General features: G+C 41.4%; 24 protein-coding genes. 15 read left to right on the top strand and 9 right to left on the bottom strand.

Going from position 1 to position 19238, the window contains the following annotated elements:
- Positions 1-175: 175 nt before the first annotated feature.
- Entirely contained in the window at positions 176-451 is a 276-nt protein-coding gene (locus HADU_RS02095; RefSeq protein ID WP_228156502.1) for an XRE family transcriptional regulator, read from the bottom strand.
- Positions 452-483: 32 nt separating this feature from the next.
- Complete coding sequence (locus HADU_RS02090; RefSeq protein WP_004809973.1) at positions 484-843, bottom strand: type II toxin-antitoxin system RelE/ParE family toxin; 360 nt, start codon at positions 841-843, stop codon at positions 484-486.
- Positions 844-1284: 441 nt separating this feature from the next.
- Here HADU_RS02090 and HADU_RS02085 point away from each other — a divergent pair, with 441 nt between their 5' ends.
- From HADU_RS02085 to HADU_RS02075, 3 genes are all read left to right on the top strand, one after another.
- Entirely contained in the window at positions 1285-1524 is a 240-nt protein-coding gene (locus HADU_RS02085; RefSeq protein WP_008303125.1) for a type II toxin-antitoxin system ParD family antitoxin, read from the top strand.
- Positions 1525-1629: 105 nt separating this feature from the next.
- Positions 1630-1932, top strand: a complete 303-nt coding sequence (locus HADU_RS02080) for a type II toxin-antitoxin system RelE/ParE family toxin (RefSeq protein ID WP_004809969.1) — start codon at positions 1630-1632, stop codon at positions 1930-1932.
- Positions 1929-2222, top strand: a complete 294-nt coding sequence (locus tag HADU_RS02075) for an addiction module antidote protein (RefSeq protein ID WP_004809966.1) — start codon at positions 1929-1931, stop codon at positions 2220-2222. Before HADU_RS02080 ends, HADU_RS02075 begins: the two co-directional genes overlap by 4 nt.
- Before the next feature lie 149 nt (positions 2223-2371).
- Here HADU_RS02075 and bfr read toward each other — a convergent pair whose 3' ends face one another.
- The 6 genes from bfr to gmk form a co-directional block, all read right to left on the bottom strand.
- A complete protein-coding gene (gene bfr / locus HADU_RS02070; RefSeq protein ID WP_004809965.1) occupies positions 2372-2836 on the bottom strand; it encodes a heteropolymeric bacterioferritin subunit Bfr in 465 nt (154 codons plus the stop codon).
- Between the two features lie 247 nt (positions 2837-3083).
- Positions 3084-3278: a bacterioferritin-associated ferredoxin gene (locus HADU_RS02065; RefSeq protein WP_004809963.1), complete on the bottom strand. Its 195-nt coding sequence runs from the start codon at positions 3276-3278 to the stop codon at positions 3084-3086.
- Between the two features lie 172 nt (positions 3279-3450).
- On the bottom strand, positions 3451-3834 hold the full coding sequence (locus HADU_RS02060; protein ID WP_004809961.1) for a RidA family protein: 384 nt from the start codon (positions 3832-3834) through the stop codon (positions 3451-3453).
- Positions 3835-3955: 121 nt separating this feature from the next.
- Positions 3956-6058: a RelA/SpoT family protein gene (locus HADU_RS02055; protein ID WP_008303120.1), complete on the bottom strand. Its 2103-nt coding sequence runs from the start codon at positions 6056-6058 to the stop codon at positions 3956-3958.
- A gap of 223 nt (positions 6059-6281) precedes the next feature.
- Positions 6282-6563 (bottom strand): DNA-directed RNA polymerase subunit omega, encoded by a 282-nt coding sequence (gene rpoZ, locus HADU_RS02050; protein WP_004896248.1) that lies wholly within the window; start codon positions 6561-6563, stop codon positions 6282-6284.
- Positions 6564-6639: 76 nt separating this feature from the next.
- Entirely contained in the window at positions 6640-7263 is a 624-nt protein-coding gene (gene gmk, locus HADU_RS02045) for a guanylate kinase (protein WP_008303116.1), read from the bottom strand.
- Between the two features lie 134 nt (positions 7264-7397).
- On the opposite strand from gmk, the gene ispH reads away from it, so the two are divergent.
- The 12 genes from ispH to rplS all read left to right on the top strand — a co-directional run bounded on the left by ispH (position 7398) and on the right by rplS (position 18099).
- Entirely contained in the window at positions 7398-8348 is a 951-nt protein-coding gene (gene ispH / locus HADU_RS02040) for a 4-hydroxy-3-methylbut-2-enyl diphosphate reductase (protein ID WP_008303113.1), read from the top strand.
- A 162-nt stretch (positions 8349-8510) separates the two neighbouring features.
- On the top strand, positions 8511-8951 hold the full coding sequence (locus HADU_RS02035; protein WP_008303112.1) for a Tfp pilus assembly protein FimT/FimU: 441 nt from the start codon (positions 8511-8513) through the stop codon (positions 8949-8951).
- Between the two features lie 18 nt (positions 8952-8969).
- Positions 8970-9452: a type IV pilus modification protein PilV gene (gene pilV / locus HADU_RS02030; RefSeq protein ID WP_008303109.1), complete on the top strand. Its 483-nt coding sequence runs from the start codon at positions 8970-8972 to the stop codon at positions 9450-9452.
- Complete coding sequence (locus tag HADU_RS02025) at positions 9445-10470, top strand: PilW family protein (protein WP_008303107.1); 1026 nt, start codon at positions 9445-9447, stop codon at positions 10468-10470. Before pilV ends, HADU_RS02025 begins: the two co-directional genes overlap by 8 nt.
- Positions 10470-11156 carry a hypothetical protein gene (locus HADU_RS02020; RefSeq protein WP_008303105.1) on the top strand — a complete coding sequence of 229 codons (687 nt, stop codon included), beginning with the start codon at positions 10470-10472 and terminating at the stop codon, positions 11154-11156. The genes HADU_RS02025 and HADU_RS02020 overlap by 1 nt, the downstream gene beginning before the upstream one ends.
- Positions 11157-11183: 27 nt before the next feature.
- The gene (locus tag HADU_RS02015; protein ID WP_008303103.1) at positions 11184-14798 is read left to right on the top strand and encodes a pilus assembly protein; all 3615 of its coding nucleotides are present in this window, start codon (positions 11184-11186) and stop codon (positions 14796-14798) included.
- 10 nt (positions 14799-14808) lie between these two features.
- A complete protein-coding gene (locus HADU_RS02010) occupies positions 14809-15348 on the top strand; it encodes a type IV pilin protein (RefSeq protein WP_008303101.1) in 540 nt (179 codons plus the stop codon).
- Positions 15335-15778, top strand: a complete 444-nt coding sequence (locus HADU_RS02005) for a type IV pilin protein (protein WP_008303099.1) — start codon at positions 15335-15337, stop codon at positions 15776-15778. The genes HADU_RS02010 and HADU_RS02005 overlap by 14 nt, the downstream gene beginning before the upstream one ends.
- A 138-nt stretch (positions 15779-15916) precedes the next feature.
- Complete coding sequence (rpsP, locus tag HADU_RS02000; RefSeq protein ID WP_004974526.1) at positions 15917-16174, top strand: 30S ribosomal protein S16; 258 nt, start codon at positions 15917-15919, stop codon at positions 16172-16174.
- Between the two features lie 28 nt (positions 16175-16202).
- Entirely contained in the window at positions 16203-16751 is a 549-nt protein-coding gene (gene rimM / locus HADU_RS01995; RefSeq protein ID WP_008303096.1) for a ribosome maturation factor RimM, read from the top strand.
- 26 nt (positions 16752-16777) lie between these two features.
- Positions 16778-17518, top strand: a complete 741-nt coding sequence (gene trmD, locus HADU_RS01990) for a tRNA (guanosine(37)-N1)-methyltransferase TrmD (RefSeq protein WP_008303094.1) — start codon at positions 16778-16780, stop codon at positions 17516-17518.
- A 206-nt stretch (positions 17519-17724) separates the two neighbouring features.
- Positions 17725-18099, top strand: a complete 375-nt coding sequence (gene rplS, locus HADU_RS01985) for a 50S ribosomal protein L19 (protein ID WP_003792460.1) — start codon at positions 17725-17727, stop codon at positions 18097-18099.
- 57 nt (positions 18100-18156) lie between these two features.
- Here the strand turns inward: rplS and HADU_RS01980 are convergent, their stop codons facing one another.
- Positions 18157-19125 (bottom strand): esterase/lipase family protein, encoded by a 969-nt coding sequence (locus tag HADU_RS01980; protein WP_008303088.1) that lies wholly within the window; start codon positions 19123-19125, stop codon positions 18157-18159.
- Between the last annotated feature and the right edge of the window lie 113 nt (positions 19126-19238).

The raw sequence follows: 19238 nt of genomic DNA, 5'->3' as shown, positions 1-19238 counted from the left end.
AGGGGGATTGAGGGGGATTGAGGGGGATTGAGGGGGATTGAGGGGGATTGAGGGGGATTGAGGGGGATTGAGGGGGATTTGAAAAAGGTGAGCCATGTATGGTGCAAGGAGGCGGATTCAAAAACTCATGCCTCAAGGAGAAGTCCTTCTTGTAGATGAGAGTTCAGAGCATAAACTAAATTTCTGAAAAATTCGTGATTTTTACTGTGCCATCGGGAAAGCGTGCAATCACTTCTAATTGACCTCCCATTGCTTCAATATGGCTGCGTAAAGTAGAAACATACATATCGGTACGCTTTTCTAATTTTGCAATTGCAGGTTGTTGAACGTTAAGTAAATCGGCCATGACTTTTTGTGATAGCCCGCGTGCTTGACGTAACTCTTGCAAAGGCATTTCACTCATGTGCTGTTGAGCAAGTTGGTGTGCTTGTTGTTGGGAGTCGGCAGACATTTTTGCACGTAGAGCAGTAAATTTTTTTGCCATTAGATTAAACCCTCTTTTTTCAATTGATTAAGATGATCATCATATAGACGCTCTGCAATAGGGATATTGATCTCATACCAACGGTCATCGCCAGTTTTATCACCAGCAATCAGTAAAATTGCGGTACGTCTTGGGTCAAAAGCGTACAAGGTACGAAGTGGGCGACCTTGATGTTGCGTTCTTAATTCTCTCAGGTGATCGTACTTTTGCGTACCATGAATTCCACTGCTATGTGGGAATTTTAGATTTGGACCAAAAGTTTCAAGAAGTTCTACTGAAGCAGCAATTGATATTTGCTCTTGCTCTGTCAGAGTTTCCCACCATTGTTCAAACTCATCGGTATATTCGACATCCCACATGATTTATTATACTCTTTATATTCCATTGATGGAATGTTGTTGTGTTAGATAAAAGACAATTTCAACTCAGCCTGATTTTGAATCATCTTGCTGTGGTAAATGGTTGATTTTTTTGTATAAATATTTGTTTTACATTGTTTTTATTTATTTTCTTGAAATATAGATATTACCAAGCTCATGCAGACTTATAAGAAGAACTCAGCCTGACGACTATACAAAAATTATATTAACAAGCGCGTTAAATATCGTCAATTGACTAAGGCATCGCTAAGGTTGAAGATACCAATGTTGAAAATCTCTCCCAAGCTCTCTTTAAAAAAGAGAGGGGTATTCATTATGAAATTGATTTCATGTGTGAAATTGAAGTAGCGTTGAAATTTTGCTCAGATAAAGGCATTTATGTTAGAACTGTATGATCTATTTATACAATAAGGCATGCTAATGGCGAGAACTACGAGTGTAACAATTGACCCACAACTCGATAACTTTATGAGCAAACTGATTGAATCTGGATGTTATGGTTCAACCAGCGAAGTGATGCGATCTGCATTAAGATTATTGGAACAGCAAGAAAATCAAACTGTAGCTTTGAAGCGAGCGATTGAAGCAGGCGAGAATAGTGGCGAAAGTACACTCAGCCTAAAAGATATCGCGGCTCAAGTGAAGCAGAAGTATCAATAGCGTATTTTTATGTGAAGCGTTGCGCATTTTTGCAATTAGCTAAGCTCTATTGAGCTAGACAACAAAAATAAACTTCTTAAACTGTAAACTATAGATTACAATTAAATGTATAAAATTATAACCACTCAATCTTATGCTGCATGGTTTGACTCATTAAAAGACACGCAAGCGAAGGCACGTATTAATGCTCGTTTGCGTCGGGTAGAACTGGGAAATTTGGGTGATACTTCACCTGTTGGTGATTATGTATCTGAATTGAGATTTTTCTTTGGTCCTGGCTACCGTATTTATTTCATGCAGCATGGGAGTGAAATTTTGCTCTTGCTCGCAGGTGGAGATAAATCTACACAGCAAAATGATATTCGTACAGCACTGAAACTGGCAAAAGAAATACGAGGTGAAGCATGATTGTTGAGTTAAAAAAATGGGACATACAGGATCATCTTAAAACTGATGAAGATAGACAGGCTTATCTTGAAGCGGCTTTAGAAGAGGCGGGGGATGATCCTGTATATATTGCGCATATTTTGGGTGATATTGCTAAATCGTATGGCATGACTAAACTTGCACAAGAAACGGGTTTAAGCCGCGAAGGGCTATATAAGTCTTTTGGAAAACAGGGAAATCCTAGTTTTGTGACGGTGAGTAAAGTGGCAAATGCATTGGGTTTAAAATTGACGTTCCAGCAAATATCATAAGTTCAAAGAATCCCAGCGGATGAATCTTTATCTCTTACTTTAAAAGCATGATTCAATCATGACCTAAGATGAACTAAAAACCTCTACCAAACCCTAAAAACAAAAGACTGGAAAAACCAGTCTTTTGTGCGATTGAAGCGAGATGAATCTTAGAGTTGGCTTTGAATATAGTTTTCAATGCCTACAGTTTCAACCAAATCAAGCTGTGTCGTTGCCCAGTCTAAGTACTCTTCTTCTTTCTCTAGAATTTCCTGAACCAAATCACGAGTTACATAGTCCAGTTGTTGTTCTGCCAAAACCACCGCTTTTTGAATCGCTTCAATATTTTCTTGGACTTTACGCACATCACATTTCAACACTTCAGCCGTATGCTGACCGATATATAATTTGCCTAAATGTTGTAAATTTGGCAGCCCTTCTAAAAATAAAATACGCTCAATAATTTTATCGGCATGCTTCATTTGACGAATTGATTCTTTATATTCAGCCGAGCCGAGTTGTTCAATGCCCCAATCATTAAACATACGTGAATGCAAAAAATATTGGTTAATTGCAGTCAGGTGATGATACAAAACTTGGTTGAGTTGATTAATCACATCACGATTGCCTTTCATTGCAGCACTCCATCAACAATTTCTGCCTTAAACCGCTTAAGGCAATCTATATTTCTATCTTAAACAAGACTGGGCAAAATGGCGAGTGATTTATCGAACGGCGAATGAAAATCGCAATCAAAAACAATTAGCTAGGTGGTGTGAAGAAATGTAAGCCAAGAAAAACCCGCTGTAGTCGAAAGCGGGAGAGGAAACACCGAGTAAAAATTATAATATTTAAATGCGGGAGAACAATAAAACGTCAGCTTTAGGCAGCAACGGCAAGACGAGACGCAATTTGTGCAATTTCATCGCTAATGATGGCGCGAGTTTCAGGTGCACAGCGACCACAACACGTGCCCAAGTCAAACATATCGCGAATTTCACGATAGCTCTCTGCACCATTGGCAACGGCTTCTTTAATGTCTTGATCTGTAATACCACGGCATAAGCATACGTACATGAATGCAACCACAATAATTGAAATAAGATAAGAGTTATTATTGATAATTATTATCGTTTGTCAATAAAAATCATTTGAAAAGTCATTTATCGTAATTGGGTTTTTGAATAAAAAAATGCCACTCAATAGGTGGCATCGTTTAATGTTGTTTAAGTATATGAATAATAATGACTTATGAATTGATAATCACCACACCATCCATTTCAACTAAAGCACCTTTAGGCAAGCTAGCCACACCTAAGGCTGCACGCGCAGGGTATGGTTGTGCAAAGTATTCGCCCATAATCTGATTGACTAATTGAAAGTGTGATAAATCCGTCAGGAAAATATTCAGCTTGGCAATATCGGCCAAAGAACCGCCCGCAGCTTCACAAACGGCTTTTAAATTATCAAACACGCGGCGAATTTGCGCTTCAATGCCTTCTACCAATTCCATGCTGTATGGGTCTAAACCAATTTGACCAGATAAATAAACAGTATTGCCCACTAAAATGGCTTGAGAGTAAGTACCAATTGCTGCAGGTGCATTTTCAGTATGGATGACTTGGCGAGACATTGATTTCTCCTAAAATAATGTACGAACATCATAGACTATTCGACCACCTTTCAGTAGCCTGATGAGTCAGTTATGCAAAAGCGATTGAATGTGCGGCAATATCACCATGCAGCGCATTGAATTAACAAGCTTTGGCTTCTTCTGCTATGCTGATGGGGCTCGCTAAACGGCTAATTCGTGGGAAACCGAAGCGCATACGTAAATCACGAATAATTTTGGCAATTTGCTTACGGTTATTCACCACAATATTCACATAGGTTTTGCCATCGTGGCTACGTACCATTTCTACTCCGGTTTTGGCCTTACGACATTGATAGATCAAATCGGAAATTTGTTCGTCATTCATATCCATATCAATGCTGAGATAAGCCGTAAAACTCACGTCATCGACATCTTCTGAAGTCCATTGTAGCGGCATGATATTTTCAGGATGTTGATGTTGCTCATGCAGTAAGTTGTTGCAACGCGCACGATGCACAATCAAGCCACGGCGTGACAAGTTACCCTGAATCGGATCGCCCAGTACAGGGTTGCAACAGTGCGCATATTTCACGTCAATACCTTCTGTACCCTGAATCAGACGGTCAGAGTGTTCGCTGCTGTCGTGATCGAGTGCGTAAATGTGATTTGCAACCAACTGTGGCAATAAATCACCGACTGCAATTTGCTCAAATAAACGGTCTTTAGAGTCAATGTGGCGCCATTGCAACACATTTAACCAATCGGCTTCGGTTAAGTCTTGAATCGAGTGATTAAATAATTTCAGTGCTCGGTTAAGCGCTTGCTGACCCACCAAACGCTGTTCTTCAATATCCTGATCACGCAGAATATTTTGTAAAGCACGACGGGCTTTTTGGGTATTAATGAAGCTCAACCAATCTGGGTTGGGTGTGGCTAAAACATCGGTGATGATTTCGACCACTTGCCCGCTGATGAGTGGTGTGGAAAGTGGTTTGCTTTCACCATTAATTTTTGTACCGACGGCGTGGTTACCTAAGAATAAACTGGCTGCATAGGCAAAATCAACCGCGGTGGCGCCTTGCGGCAATTCATGTAAATGTCCGTGCGGGGTATAAACATGAATTTTCTCTTGGTGCAGATAATCCAGTAAATCGCTAAATGTAGTTTTAGCGCATTCACCATCAATCAACACGTTCAAGCTTTGCATAGAGGCTTGAATGGCAGAACGGCAGGCTTGCGGTGCGTTTTCACCCAACACTACACCAAAACGTGCGGCTTTACGCATCAATTCAGTTTGAATGGTAAGTGATAAGGTGGTTTGTTCACCTTTTAGACGCATCATGAGCGATTGGTTGCCGCCTGGCAGTGGGCGACGGATATGATCTTCATAATGCAAGACCTGAAAGCTGTCACGTAAAATATCAGCCAAACGGTCACAGTCAGCAATGCTTTGTAAAATAATTTCAAAGGCGTGGCTGTGGGTCAGTTCTTGTAGATCAATATCGTTCTTTACAAAGTGGCGCAGTAATTCAATATTGTTATTTTTCTTTTTAATACGACCTGCAATTTGATTGTCTTGTAGCAGGTCGGCAAGGTTTTGTTCCCATTTAGACTGGTATTCGCAGCGTTTTGGCTTGGTTTGCAAAAGGGCGGCTTGCACATCGTTATACATATCTAAATCTAGGTTTTGATAACACAGATGTTCAAGATTATCCGCCATTTCATTCATACCCACGATACGTGCCATAGGTACAAACACATCAAAAGTTTCTTGAGCGATACGGGCACGTTTGTCTGGTCGCAGCGCATCTAATGTGGTCATGTTGTGATAACGGTCTGCCAGTTTCACAATAATGACACGTGGATCCTGTAAGGTTGCTTGCAGAATTTTACGGAACGAAGCGGCTTTGTTGTATTCCTTGTCGCTCGAATGGCTAAGCTTAGTTACACCATCGACCAGTTCGGCAACGGTACGTCCGAATTTTTCTGTGATGTCATCTTTGCTGTAGTCGGTATCTTCTATGACATCGTGCAATAGCGCAGCAATGAGCGTGTCGGCATCCAAACGCATGTGTGCCAAAATACAACTCACCGCAATCGGGTGTAACACATACGGTTCACCACTTTTACGGGTAACGCCATCATGCGCATGCTCAGCATAATCGCAAGCCGTAAGCACCTGTTCGACTTCACTTACGCTAAGGTAAGGTTCGATCATGGCTTGAAGCTGTTGTTTGGCTTGGCTGACCATCGTGCCTGGCATATAACACCCTTTAAAATACAAGTGATAACGAATCTACAGTTAGACCTTAATAATGAAAAGCATATTGCATGACTTGTCAATTTTTTTCATGCCAAAATAGTGATAAATTTGGCACTAATAAAGAGGGTCTTAATCCTTATGTTATAACGGTTTTTAGCGCAAGATTAAAGTTCAGACAACAAAAAAGCCTAGTAAAATACTAGGCTTTTTCAGAAAGTGGTTCTTATTGGAAAGAAAAACCATCTAAATTCAAGTTATTTGCAGAAAGTGCAAGGTCAAGACTCGAAGTTTGATAGTCTTGATCACGTTGTTTCAAAATATCTTTAGACACATGACCCACAGCAATTTCACGTAATGCCACTACAGTTGGCTTATCATTGTCCCACTCTACAGTTGGCTCAATGCCTTGACGTGCCAATTGACGCGCGCGCTTGCTTGCCACTAGTACAAGCTCAAAGCGGTTGTCTACATGGTCTAAACAATCTTCAACGGTAACGCGTGCCATAAGAATTCTCGTTCGAATAGTAAATTTAAACAGACTGTGCAGTATAAGGTGCTTTGCCTATAGACTCAAGTTTTAATCACGCGCTGGGTGGGCTAATTAACTTTTGAATCAAGGCTTGATGACGATGTGCCTGCTGCGCTGTCACCAAACGATTGGCAATAATCACTGCTTCTAAATCGTGCAAGGCTTTATTAAAGTCATCATTAATAATCAGATAGTCAAAATTGACATATTGCTGCATGTCTTCTACTGCGCAGCCCAAACGATGCTCAATCACATCGACTGCATCGGTGCCACGGTTAGACAAGCGCTCACGTAAATCAAACTGACTGGGTGGAAGAATAAAAATTTGCTTCGATTCAGGAAAAAGATTGCGTACTTGTTGAGCGCCTTGCCAGTCAATTTCAAGTAACACATCGTGACCTTTGGCTAACTGCTCTTTAACCGTTGCTTGCGCGGTGCCGTAATAATTGCCAAAGACTTCAGCATACTCAATAAAACCGCCTTGTTTTACCAAGTCGATAAAATCTTGTTTTTGTGTGAAGTGATAATGCACACCATCGAGTTCGCCGGGACGTTGACCGCGTGTTGTGTGAGAAACTGAAACGTGTAAATTATTCACACGCTCAAGCAGGGCTTTAACGAGGGATGTTTTGCCTGTTCCTGAAGCGGCAGAAACGACAAACAATAGACCCGACATGATATTTTTCCTGATATGATAAAATATCTTCTCTATTTTAGAGTAGACGCCCCTTAAACAAAATAGCCAAGATGGCTTTTGTTGGCATAAATTTTTAAACATCCCACCTATTTAACTTCAACATAGAGGGTTCTATGGAAATTGTATTGGCGAATCCACGTGGTTTTTGTGCAGGTGTAGACCGAGCAATTGCGATTGTAAATCGTGCCCTTGAGTGTTTTAACCCACCTATATATGTACGTCACGAAGTGGTACACAATAAATTTGTGGTAGATGACTTGCGTCAGCGCGGGGCAATTTTTGTCGATGAGCTAGATGAAGTGCCCGATGACAATATTGTGATTTTTAGTGCGCATGGCGTATCTAAAGCAGTGCAACAAGAGGCGGAGCGTCGCGGCTTAAAAGTGTTTGATGCCACTTGTCCGCTGGTCACTAAAGTACATATTGAAGTCACCAAATATGCCCGTGAAGGCACAGAGGCGATTTTAATTGGTCACGAAGGACATCCCGAAGTTGAAGGGACGATGGGTCAGTACGACAAGAAAAATGGCGGCGACATTTATTTGGTGGAAGATGAGGATGATGTGGCTGCACTTGCGGTTCAGCATCCAGATAAAGTGGCTTTTGTGACGCAAACTACTTTGTCGATTGATGATACTGCCAAAGTGATTGATGCCTTGCGCCAAAAATATCCGAACATTCAAGGACCGCGTAAAGACGATATTTGTTATGCCACTCAAAACCGTCAGGATGCAGTGCGTGACTTGGCCAGTCAGTGTGATGTGGTGTTGGTGGTCGGTTCACCAAACTCATCTAACTCTAACCGTTTACGCGAGTTAGCCGAACGCATGGGGAAACGCGCCTATTTGGTGGATAATGCAGACGAGTTGGAACAAGCATGGTTTCAACCGAATACAAAAATTGGTGTCACTGCAGGCGCATCTGCACCAGAAATTTTAATCAAACAAGTGATTCAGCGTTTGCAAGAATGGGGTGCAACCGCCCCTGAAGAGCTGGCAGGCCGTGAAGAAAACATTACCTTTAGTTTGCCCAAAGAGTTACGTATTCCTGTAACACAGGCTTAAACCGCGAAGCATATAGCACTTAAAAAACTGATTAAAAATAGGTAGATAACCGTTGAATGACGGTTATCTGTTTTTTTATGCCTTTTATCCTGAAGTGTAAGGATTTTGTAAAGTTCTTGGTTATTATTTTTAATAGGGCAAAGTCTGTGTCTTGGGGGGAGTATGCAAAGAAAAGAAAACGGGTTCACCTTAATTGAATTGATGGTGACCATTGCGGTGTTGGCGATTATCGCGATGATGGCGGCTCCTTCAATGACCAGCATGATTCGTAAGAACCAATTGCATAGCGATGCAAGAGCTATTGTTGAATTGGCAACAATGGCACGTTCCGAAGCTGTATTTACTAAGAAAGAACAGAAGTTGGCACTAGACGCCTCGGTAACAGACGGCAAGTTCAAGTGGTTGCCAGAGCAACATACCAGTTGGGCAACCAAACCAGTCAATAGCCTGACCTACAATATGTTTGGCTTTTTAGTTTCAGCGAATGATCGTGAGTGTTTTATTTTGCAGCATCAAAAAGATAGTTCAAAAAAAGCAGTCATCGAGTTTTATAAAAATGGTTCGATTCGATATGAACGCTCAAATAGCACATGCCCAAATTAATAGGATGAGGGTAAAACAATGATAAGAAATCAACGTGGTGTTGGCTTGGTCGAGGTTTTGGTGGCATTGGTGCTGCTTGGAATTGCAGTGCTAGGCTTTACTGCTTTGCAAATTCGGGCGGTTGCTGCCAGTGCAGACGCAGGTCAAAACATTCAAGCTATGAATATTGCACGAGATTTATCTGAACGTATCCGTATGAATCGTGATGGATTAAATGAATATAAGGCAAATGCAACCGTGATAGATTGTGCTGCAAATTTTTGTACCAGTGATCAAATGGCAGCCTATGACTTTAAACAAGTTCAGTTGCGTGCAGAAAATTTAGGCATGTCTATTGCTGTGAACGACTGCCAAGGTTCGATCCTGAAAAGAAAATGTGTATATGTGGCTTGGGATACAACCACTGCAACAAATGGAAGTGGAGGTAATCACTGTACCAATGGGACAGCGTATAACCCAAACGCACAATGCATAATTATGGAGGCTTATAACTATGACTAAGCTTCAGAAAGGTTTTACTTTACTTGAGCTGATGATTAGCTTGGCAATTGGTTTGTTGGTGGTCAGTGCAGCAACTGCTATTTTTCTCAGCGCACAACGATCTTTAGGATTTCAGTTGGGTATGGGTGATGTGCAGCAAAACTCAAATTTTGGTTTGGCAATGCTGACTCATGACTTACGACACGCCAATCTAAACACACCGTCTAACCAAAAAGTTAATAATAAGATGGTGGGTTCTGGCGTAATTTTTGCCCAAGAAAACTATCCATCAAGCTTACATGCGAATTTGATTGATGATGTTGCTTTAAGTCAGCAGAATTTACAAGAAGATGCAACCACAGGTAAAAGTGATCAAATTGTGATTCAGTTTGTGCCACAGTATCAAATTGAAGAAGCATCAGATGTTGACCCAAATGATGCTACCAAGAAAATCAATGAAAGATTATTAAGCAATACAGATATGTATGATTGCGAAGGCAATAGAATTGGATTTACAACCGCCAAAGCCAATGAGGATACCCAAGCAATCCGCCCAACCATGGTGCAGCGTTACTATGTAGCAAAATTACCAACCTCACAGCAGGGCAGTGATGGTTTGGATCGTTACGGGTTGTACTGTGATGCAGGGCATTATAAAGAAGGTGATAGCAGTATTACGGGCTTAAATAATAATGCACAGTTACTCATGCAAAATATTGATGCGTTTAAGGTGCTTTTGGGCGTGAAAAATCCACAAAATAACCAATTGCGTTATGTCACCATAGATGAATACAAAAATTTAATGTCTTCAATTACCGCTGAAAAAGATTATCTACAGGTGATTTCCTTGCAGGTGTCTGTAATAGCGCGATCTGCGACCAATATTGGGGCTGATGCTGGTTTAAATAATCAAACTATTACCCTCCCAGGTACCACTACTGCAGTGGTGTTCGATGGTGATGCGAATTTGAATAAAAAATACATACGTCAACTGGTCACTCAAGTGGTTGGTTTGCGTAATACATTGGGAGCATCGTAATGAATCAGCAAAAAGGTGCGACCTTAATTGTGGTCTTGGTTATTCTGATTTTAATTACCTTGGTGGGCACATTAGCCGTTCGTTCGGGCATTCTAGGTTTAAGGCTGGCAACAAATAGTCAGGTGCAAGCGCTACTTTTAGAAAATAGCAATGCGGCATTATTTAATTTGGAAAACCCGAACCAAGTTGAGCGCCAATTAGCCCAAGATGGTATGTATAGCTATTTTAACTCCGCTGCTAATGCAGAAGATGAATTGGTGTTTTGCTACCGTGCATCGCAAAGTACATTTTTTTCTATGAGTCAAGCCAGTGCAATTTCCCGTACAGGTTCAAAAACCAAAATTGGGGTAACAGGTTATTGTAAAGCCAATCAGTTTGCGACAGGGCGTTCAGCGGTATTGGCGCAAGTCTATTTAAAGAAAAATATAGACAATGTGGTGCCATTTGCACACGTAGCTCAAAACACCAGTATTGGCTCAAGCAGCTTGCCTGTGGTGTCGAACAGTATTAGCGTTACCGTGATTTCAGTCTTGCCAAGTTTTTCTAGTGCAAGTACAGCAGAAATAGAAGGTTGCTTTAAAGAGCGTGCGGCAAATGTATCACGCTGTTTTGAAGATTTAAATATTCCCTATAACACCCAGCGCGCAGACTATGTGGTAGGTGGTCAGCCAAAGCTTGTGTCGTAGTTGAACAGCATCAGTGAGGATTAACAAATGAAACAGTTTAATAAAAAAGTTCTTTCTGCCACTGTGTCAATGATGATGACATGGGCAGTGTGTGGAAGTATTCAAACTTCGGTTGCGAGTGATATTGAGATTTATAAGGACGCAGCTGCGGGTAAAGTTACTTTGTTTATGATGTTTGATACATCAGGAAGTATGGGGCATGGTGATGGCTATTGGGCTCGTAATTTGTTGGGGATTGCACATGGTTCAGATACAGTAGATGTACGTAATAGTACTAGTAGTTTGGTGGAAGACTATAATATATGTAAATGGAGCTATGATTGGAATATACGGAATGGTTATACATATAGTGATAATACAAAAACGGACAAAAAAATAGATTACAAAGTGGGAAATGGGACAACTAAATCATTTTATCCAACCTATTGTTCTGTGAATCAATCTACATTTAATAATTTAAACTCAACTTACAAAAGTAGAATTGAAAAAGAATGTGAGAAGACAGGGGGGGGCTTTCCTTATGTTTGCTATGATCGAATATCCCGTTTGAAAATGGCAATGATCAAATTATTAACTGGGGATCAAATACTCAACACCACTCGAATTGGGATTGGTCAATTTTCATCGCCAGTGAATAGCGATCAGTTTTCACATGATGGTAAAAGCGCTAAAATTCTTTATCCAGCTGTTGAATTGACGGCAGCAAACCGCGAAAAGTTATTAGAAAAAATTGTAAGTTTGGATGTTTATAATGGCACACCATCAGCTATGGCTTATGCTGAATCTGCAGCATACTTATTGGGAGCGAATACTTCTGGTATGACCAATAGTGGCTATGCTTATTCCGATGCCAATACAACCCCAAAAATTCGTAATGCTAATAACGGATATGTTTCTCCATTGACTGGAATTGATACCTCAAGTCAATGTAATGGACAGGGGATTTATTTTTTAACGGATGGATTTGCTAATAACTCCTATACAGCGACTCAAACAATGATGGAAGAGGTATTGGGTGAAAATTTATCTGGTACAGGTTTAACTGGAAGCTCCCCGAGCGGTAATGATCCAACTCAAGGGTGGCCAGAAATAGGTAAATTTGCTAAGTTATTACGTAATGAAAAATATATTAAAACAGCGGTAGTGGGTTTTGGTAGTTTATTTCCAAATGATCCCACTTATGTCAAAACCTTAACAAATACTAGAAATAAACCCTCAACCTACTACGATTGCTCTAAACTTCCTAATCCAAATGCGTCAGGAATTAGTGACCAAGAAAAAAGTAATAGACAAGATCTAATCAATACCTGTAATTGGGGGGCAAAACCGCAATCTGATATTATAGCAGCGGATCGTAGTCAAATCCCAAGCAGCGTTGGTGGATATGGTAATGGTGGTTTTTATTCAGCCCAATCCATTAATGATGTGGTAAATAGTGTGGTGAAATTTCTAGATGATGTTGATCCAAATATTGAACCTGTTACAACGGGTAGTCCGACCATTCCTATAGATAGTTTAAACCCAATTCAATTACAACCCTATGGTTATTATGCAGAATTTAAGCCAAAGCCAAGCGAAAAAACTCAACTTTGGGCTGGGAATTTAAATAAATATAATGTAATAAAAGGCGAATTGGTGGATAAAAACTTACAACGTTTAATTTTAAGTACAGGTGCGCTCAATAAAGATGCCGTAGGTTTATGGACCAATGGTGTTAAAGGTCAATTACCACTGGGCACTTTAGTTGCCGCAAATGGCGAGCAAAATTCAAAACGTAAAGTATTCACCAATCGAGTGATTAAACAGGATAAAACTGCTGTTTCAGGTGATCGTTTGGCACAAGTGAGTTTATTGAGTTTATTTGCAGAGAATAATGAAATTGCCAAATTTAAGTATGATGACCATAAAAACTATTGGTTAAATTTCCTAGGTTATGATGTAGGTATTACAGAGAGCATTGCGAGTTTAGCTGATTTAACCAGTAAAGAAGAGTACCGAGAGCTTGGAAGTGTGATGCACTCCACGCCAGTCATGCTGACCCAAGAAGGAAAAATTACGGTTGTAGATGGTAAGTTAACTACAACGGGTCGTAAAGATTACCTGATGTTTGGTTCTACGCAAGGTGCGTTGCATGTGGTAGATGACGAAGGCAAGGAAGTATTTGCTTTTGTACCGCATGAAATGATGGAAAAACAAAAAAATGCATTTATAGGTAGTGGCAAATATGAAGGTTCGGGTAAGAACGACTTATTTTATGGTGTAGACGGTCCTTGGGTTGCACACACCCAATATGTTTCAAAAAGTGATGGAACATTAACAGTGAAAGATTCTGGGCGTAAAGCGAGCGATGAAGAAAATGCGCAGAATCTGATTGGTATGCAGTGGGTGTATGGCGGTTTGCGGATGGGTGGAAAGAGTTACTATGCACTGGACTTAACTGACATTGAAAAGCCTGAATTGAAATTCCATATCAATCCAGATGCAGATAATGCTTCTGCTGCACTCAAACAAATGGGGCAAAGTTGGTCAAAACCGACTCTCGCTTATGTGAATTGGGGCGATACGCGCAAGCTTGTAATGTTTGTAGGTGGTGGTTACGACCCTATATATGAAACTCATAATGCAAACCCAAGCTCGACCAAAGGTAATGGTGTGTATATGTTTGATGCACACAATGGCGATTTACTCTGGTGGGCGAGTGATAGTGAAAAAACAGGTGCCAGCCGATTTACTCAGAACAATGAGCTAAAATACAGTGTTGTTTCGCAAATTAATGCGATTGACCGTGATGGAGATGGTTTAACAGATCATATTTATTTTGGTGATTTAGGTGGGCAAGCATTCCGTGTTGACTTTAATAATCGAGCAACAGATACAGCAAACTTTGCAACTCGTGCGGTTCGTTTGTTTACTGAGCATCAGGGTTCTGGTCTGAGTCCTCGTTTCTATGAAATGCCGAGTGTTTCTATTCATCAAGATGATGGGAGTTACTTTGCAGCAGTTGCCTTTAGTTCGGGTAACCGTAGTTCGCCATTAGCAGGTTTAAACTCTACAGACAGTGCTAATGATGCCGTATTTGTAGTGTATGACAATGATGTAGCACGTCAGGACTTGTATAAAACAGGCATCACACTAAATACCGAAGATGAAAGCTTAACCCAACTTAACTTTGATAGTGGTGTAGCACGCCGTGGGCAAAATAATATATTCAATGGTGGTTGGAAAGCTTATTTTGATAGTGCAAAAGCAGGCCGTTATAAAGGTATGAATGACCTGTATGCTCTAGATGGCATGCTCTATGTCAATGTGTATGACCGAGATGGTACTGGTATTGGCGGAAATTGTGGTGCAGGTGTAGCGGGTGACTCTTATCTGTATCAATATTGTTTACCTACAGGGAAGTGTAGTTTCTACTCAGGCACTGGAAACAAACCAGGTCGGGTAAAACTTGGTGCAGGTATTTTGGGTACAGGTTTGGGCCAGGGTTATGGAAATAAGGAAAATACAGTGAGTTTAGTAGTGAATCGTGATGAGCCATCTGCACTGGATTGTACCTTACCTGCCAATAAAAACTTACCTCAATGCCAGCTGTTTAATACACAGGTAAAACTCAAGCAAATGCGCTGGTATGAGTCGCGTTAAGGGGGGGAGTATGCAATTCAAGAAAGGCTTTACCCTAATTGAGCTAATGATTGTGGTCGTTGTGATCGCAATCATTGCAGCCATCGCGATTCCGAGTTATGCCGCATATATTGAGCGTAAAGATCTTGCTTTAGCAAAGCAGGAAGCATTGCGAATAGCGACAGAGCTAGAAAAATTCAAAGCTAAAAACTTCAGCTATAAAGGTTTTGATGCAACCTACTTATATACAGGCTATGCACCATCCACAGGCACTTTAGCAATTCCTGTAGATGGTTCAGATACTAAATTTACCCTTACTTTATTGGATTTAGCCACCAAGAAGCCTTTATCTATACAAAGAGACGCAGATGGTAATGAAACCGCAGATTCAAGTTCTGTACGTGGTTTAAACTGGGTGATACGGGTGGAACGTGCTAAAACAGGTACAACCTTAAAACAACCACGTAATTACGATTTATTGTTGACTAGTGAAGGTGTACGTTGTCAAACTCGGACTCCTGATATGGTATCAACATATACTTGTGGGACTACAAATAATGAAAACTGGTAATCAAGAGCGCGGATTTACACTGATTGAACTCATGATTGTGGTGGCTGTTATTGCTATTTTGGCTGCAATTGCGATGCCATCCTATACCAGTTATAAAGTCCGTGCCAATCGTGTAGAGGTTCAAACGGAGCTGATGCAACTCGCACAGCGTTTGCAAAGTTATAAGGCGATGAATCATAGTTATCGAAATGCAACATTGGCGAGTATTGGAGGAAGTAGTACATTTCCAAGCCATCAAGCTTTATACAATATTAATTTGGCAATTGATGCATCTAATCAAGCATATACCTTGTCAGCTTTGCCTATTTCAACAGCTGCACAAAAAGGGAATGGTGCCTTAAGTTTAGATCAGACAGGCCGCCAATGCTGGTTTAAAGGTAAGGATTCACCAGTAACAACAGATACTTGTTCCGCTTGGTCCGATAAATAAATTCTAACTGTTGATAACCTAAAATTTGATCTTTCATTCAGGGCGAAATTCACGTAAAATACTGCCCTCTATGAAAGGGGTTTGAAATGTATCGATGGTCGGTGCAGGGATAATCCGTAAAAACTATAAGGTTGTATCATGGTAGTTATTCGTCTTACTCGTGGTGGTGCTAAAAAGCGTCCATTCTATCAAATCGTTGTAACTGACAGCCGCAATGCGCGTGACGGTCGTTTCATCGAACGTATTGGTTTCTTCAACCCAACAGCGCAAGGTAAAGCAGAAAAACTTCGTTTGGATGCTGACCGTTTTGCACACTGGGTAGCGCAAGGTGCTCAACCTTCTGAACGTGTTGCTTCTTTAGCTGCTCAAGCGAAGAAAGCTGCAGCTGCTGCATAATTTTTGCAAATTAAGTCGTAGGTAGCCCATGACACCAACACAGAATGTACCCGAAGATCGTATTCAGATTGGACAGCTACGTTCAGCTTATGGATTAAATGGGTGGCTCTGGGTCTATTCCAATACAGAACCTATGAGCAACATGTTTGACTACCTGCCTTGGTACATTGAAACCAAAGCAGGATGGCAAATGGTCGATGTAAAGCGTTGGAAACCACATGGCAAAGGCCTGGTGGTCAGCTTAAAAGGTGTGAGTGATCGTACCGCAGCAGACAACTTGGTTGGCGCAAATATCTGGATTTCAAAAGCGCAACTGCCTCAAGCAGGTGTGGACGAGTATTACTGGTCTGATTTAAAAGGTCTAACGGTATTAGGTCTGGATGATGAGGAACAGGAAGTTAATCTCGGTCAAATCCATGAACTGTTTGAAACAGGTGCCAATGACGTGATGGTGGTTCGCGCAACTGCCGATAGCGTCGATGGTGAAGAGCGTATGATTCCATGGCATAAAGATGTGGTACAACGCGTTGATCTCGAAGCGGGTCGTATCTATGTCAATTGGGGCGTAGACTACTAACATTTTTGGAAACACGGGAGTCTGCGGTGTTTTTTGCAGTCATTACACTTTTTCCTGAAATGTTTGAGGCGATTACACGTTTTGGTATTAGCGGGCGCGCAGCACAACGTAATCTGATGCAAATTCATTGCATTAATCCTCGCGATTATGCTGAGGGTAACTACAAACGAGTGGATGAACGTCCATTTGGTGGTGGTCCCGGTATGGTAATGATGGCTGAGCCACTGGCAAAAGCAATCCGCCGTGCCAAAGAACTTGCTCATGAAGCAGGTGCGGTCAACGTACCGGTGGTGTATATGTCACCACAAGGTAAAATCTTAAATGAACCCGCTGTACAAGAATTTGTTCAATATGACGGATTAATTGTGCTGTGTGGCCGTTATGAAGGTGTCGATGAACGTTTAATCCAGAAATATGTCGATCAGGAATGGTCGATTGGAGATTACGTGTTATCGGGCGGTGAACTGCCTGCGATGGTGTTGTTGGACAGTATTATCCGGAGACTTCCGGGTGCAATGTCTGATGAGCAATCCCATGTGCAAGACTCATTTGTGGATGGTCTGTTAGACTGCCCGCAATATACAAAGCCTGACCATTTTGAAGGTTTGGATGTGCCTGAGGTATTGAAATCAGGTCATCATGCAAATATTGAAAAATGGCGGTTTTTGCAGCGTTATCAGCGTACACTTGAGCGTCGACCTGAACTGGTTGAACAGGCGGAACTGACCAAGCAGCAAAAGAAATGGCTAAAAGATGAGCGAGGGTAAGTAAAGCATTGCTTTACCCGAGCGCAAGGCGAGAAGCTATGCTTCGAGCAAACTAAACTGCTTAATGTAAATTAAGTACTTAAATAGGCTCTTTATGTCTTGAAGCGGTCAAGCATAAAGGGAAAGTCAATCGGGTCTATGCGCTTTAGCCTCTAGCCCCAGTGGATCTCAGACCTCTTCTGACCCACACATATTGGAGATACCCCATGAGTGGTAAGCATCCTTTAGTTCAAGCTGTTGAAAATGCTCAGCTTAAACAAGACATCCCAGCTTTTGCACCAGGTGACACAGTAGTTGTCCAAGTAAAAGTAAAAGAAGGCGACCGTGAACGTCTACAGGCGTTTGAAGGTGTTGTAATCGCTAAGAAAAACCGTGGTCTGAACTCTGCGTTCACAGTACGTAAAATTTCTAGCGGTGTTGGCGTTGAGCGTGTATTCCAAACTCACTCTCCAATCGTTGCTAAAATCGAAGTGAAACGTCGTGGTGACGTTCGTCGTGCTAAACTTTACTACCTACGTGAATTGTCTGGTAAAGCTGCACGTATTCGTGAAAAGTTACCAGCTCGTAAAACTGAAGCTTAATCAGTTTTATTTGAGTGAAAAAAATGCGCCGTTTGGCGCATTTTTTTGCTGATGACTTTATAGTCCTTGTAGTTTTAAGCGGTTGGCATGTTGACGATAGATATCGACAGGATCAGGAGAAAAGACTGAACGTAAGGCGAAGAACTGATTGATCACATCTAAATGATTCCAGTTGTAATTGTCACGAATGGTCTTGCCATATTTGGCACTACAACGTGAGACCAAGCCATCATTGTCATTCGGCGCTTGCATCAGTAATCCTGTAGCAGCCAATACCGAGTCTGGATCGAGAATATTGGTTAAGGTTGAATTACCAGAGAACGAATAGAAGTAAATGCCATTGTCGATTGCAGCCCCTTCACCACAAGCCGATTCAGGCATACCGAGTGTATATTTTTGGGCAAAGGTTTTAGAACCTGCCTGACTCAAGCTGATGCCCGCTGCCAGTGCATCATGCGGTAGGGAGTTTGGGTCCTGTTGCTGTGCCCAGACAATGGCCTGAGAACCGAAATTTATCAGACTGACCAAGGGTTGTTCAAGGGGTGTGCCTTGAGCTGAGAGAATTAGATCAGCAACAGGTGAGCCTTTGAGTGGGCTTGAAATGGCGGTGGCAGAAGCGACTTTAGCTGGCGCGATATTGGAAACATAGGCAATGCTGTGTCCACCATGACTGTGCCCCAGTAAATTGACTTTGTTTGCCCCCGTAATCGCTAAAATCTCATCGACTTGTTGTAGCAGTTGCTCACCGCGAACCTCAGAGCTGTTGAATGGGGAAACACGGGTTGCCCATGCATTGGCGCCGTTACGTGCTAAATCGGGTAATATTTGATACCAATAATCCACACCAAGTTCATCTGTACCTGCACGAATCCAGCCTCCCATCCCATGTGCGAACACGAGGGGATATTTGGTTTTGGCATAACTGGAGATGACGAAGTTAGATTTGACCTGTTCTGCATTGGATGCGTGCGAGGTACTAATCGTACTGGCCGCAATTAAGCCTGCAATGAATAATCCATATTTCATATAATATCCTCTATTTTATTGTGCTTTCCTAGCATGACGATTTTTATTGTCAATTGTCATTATTCAGGAGATTTGCAATATTGCAAGTTCCGAATGATGAATGGTTGTTGAAA

It is taken from the genome of Acinetobacter sp. HA (assembly GCF_000264725.1).
GTDB classification, from domain to species: Bacteria; Pseudomonadota; Gammaproteobacteria; order Pseudomonadales; family Moraxellaceae; genus Acinetobacter; species Acinetobacter schindleri.
Note: the sequence above shows the minus strand (reverse complement) of the source record. Positions and strands in the feature narration are given on the sequence as shown.

Bases quoted from the DNA above. Each gene is read 5' to 3' on its own strand.
- HADU_RS02005 (WP_008303099.1), top strand. From the start codon at position 15,335: ATGAAAACTGGTAATCAAGAGCGCGGATTTACACTGATTGAACTCATG.
- rpsP (WP_004974526.1), top strand. From the start codon at position 15,917: ATGGTAGTTATTCGTCTTACTCGTGGTGGTGCTAAAAAGCGTCCATTC.
- HADU_RS02060 (WP_004809961.1), bottom strand. From the start codon at position 3,834: ATGTCTCGCCAAGTCATCCATACTGAAAATGCACCTGCAGCAATTGGT.
- HADU_RS02075 (WP_004809966.1), top strand. From the start codon at position 1,929: ATGATTGTTGAGTTAAAAAAATGGGACATACAGGATCATCTTAAAACT.
- HADU_RS02095 (WP_228156502.1), bottom strand. From the start codon at position 451: ATGTCTGCCGACTCCCAACAACAAGCACACCAACTTGCTCAACAGCAC.
- ispH (WP_008303113.1), top strand. From the start codon at position 7,398: ATGGAAATTGTATTGGCGAATCCACGTGGTTTTTGTGCAGGTGTAGAC.
- rplS (WP_003792460.1), top strand. From the start codon at position 17,725: ATGAGTGGTAAGCATCCTTTAGTTCAAGCTGTTGAAAATGCTCAGCTT.
- bfr (WP_004809965.1), bottom strand. From the start codon at position 2,836: ATGAAAGGCAATCGTGATGTGATTAATCAACTCAACCAAGTTTTGTAT.
- HADU_RS02035 (WP_008303112.1), top strand. From the start codon at position 8,511: ATGCAAAGAAAAGAAAACGGGTTCACCTTAATTGAATTGATGGTGACC.
- HADU_RS02065 (WP_004809963.1), bottom strand. From the start codon at position 3,278: ATGTACGTATGCTTATGCCGTGGTATTACAGATCAAGACATTAAAGAA.
- HADU_RS02015 (WP_008303103.1), top strand. From the start codon at position 11,184: ATGAAACAGTTTAATAAAAAAGTTCTTTCTGCCACTGTGTCAATGATG.
- HADU_RS02085 (WP_008303125.1), top strand. From the start codon at position 1,285: ATGGCGAGAACTACGAGTGTAACAATTGACCCACAACTCGATAACTTT.
- HADU_RS02020 (WP_008303105.1), top strand. From the start codon at position 10,470: ATGAATCAGCAAAAAGGTGCGACCTTAATTGTGGTCTTGGTTATTCTG.
- HADU_RS02080 (WP_004809969.1), top strand. From the start codon at position 1,630: ATGTATAAAATTATAACCACTCAATCTTATGCTGCATGGTTTGACTCA.
- rimM (WP_008303096.1), top strand. From the start codon at position 16,203: ATGACACCAACACAGAATGTACCCGAAGATCGTATTCAGATTGGACAG.
- HADU_RS01980 (WP_008303088.1), bottom strand. From the start codon at position 19,125: ATGAAATATGGATTATTCATTGCAGGCTTAATTGCGGCCAGTACGATT.
- gmk (WP_008303116.1), bottom strand. From the start codon at position 7,263: ATGTCGGGTCTATTGTTTGTCGTTTCTGCCGCTTCAGGAACAGGCAAA.
- HADU_RS02090 (WP_004809973.1), bottom strand. From the start codon at position 843: ATGTGGGATGTCGAATATACCGATGAGTTTGAACAATGGTGGGAAACT.
- HADU_RS02055 (WP_008303120.1), bottom strand. From the start codon at position 6,058: ATGCCAGGCACGATGGTCAGCCAAGCCAAACAACAGCTTCAAGCCATG.
- pilV (WP_008303109.1), top strand. From the start codon at position 8,970: ATGATAAGAAATCAACGTGGTGTTGGCTTGGTCGAGGTTTTGGTGGCA.
- HADU_RS02025 (WP_008303107.1), top strand. From the start codon at position 9,445: ATGACTAAGCTTCAGAAAGGTTTTACTTTACTTGAGCTGATGATTAGC.
- rpoZ (WP_004896248.1), bottom strand. From the start codon at position 6,563: ATGGCACGCGTTACCGTTGAAGATTGTTTAGACCATGTAGACAACCGC.
- HADU_RS02010 (WP_008303101.1), top strand. From the start codon at position 14,809: ATGCAATTCAAGAAAGGCTTTACCCTAATTGAGCTAATGATTGTGGTC.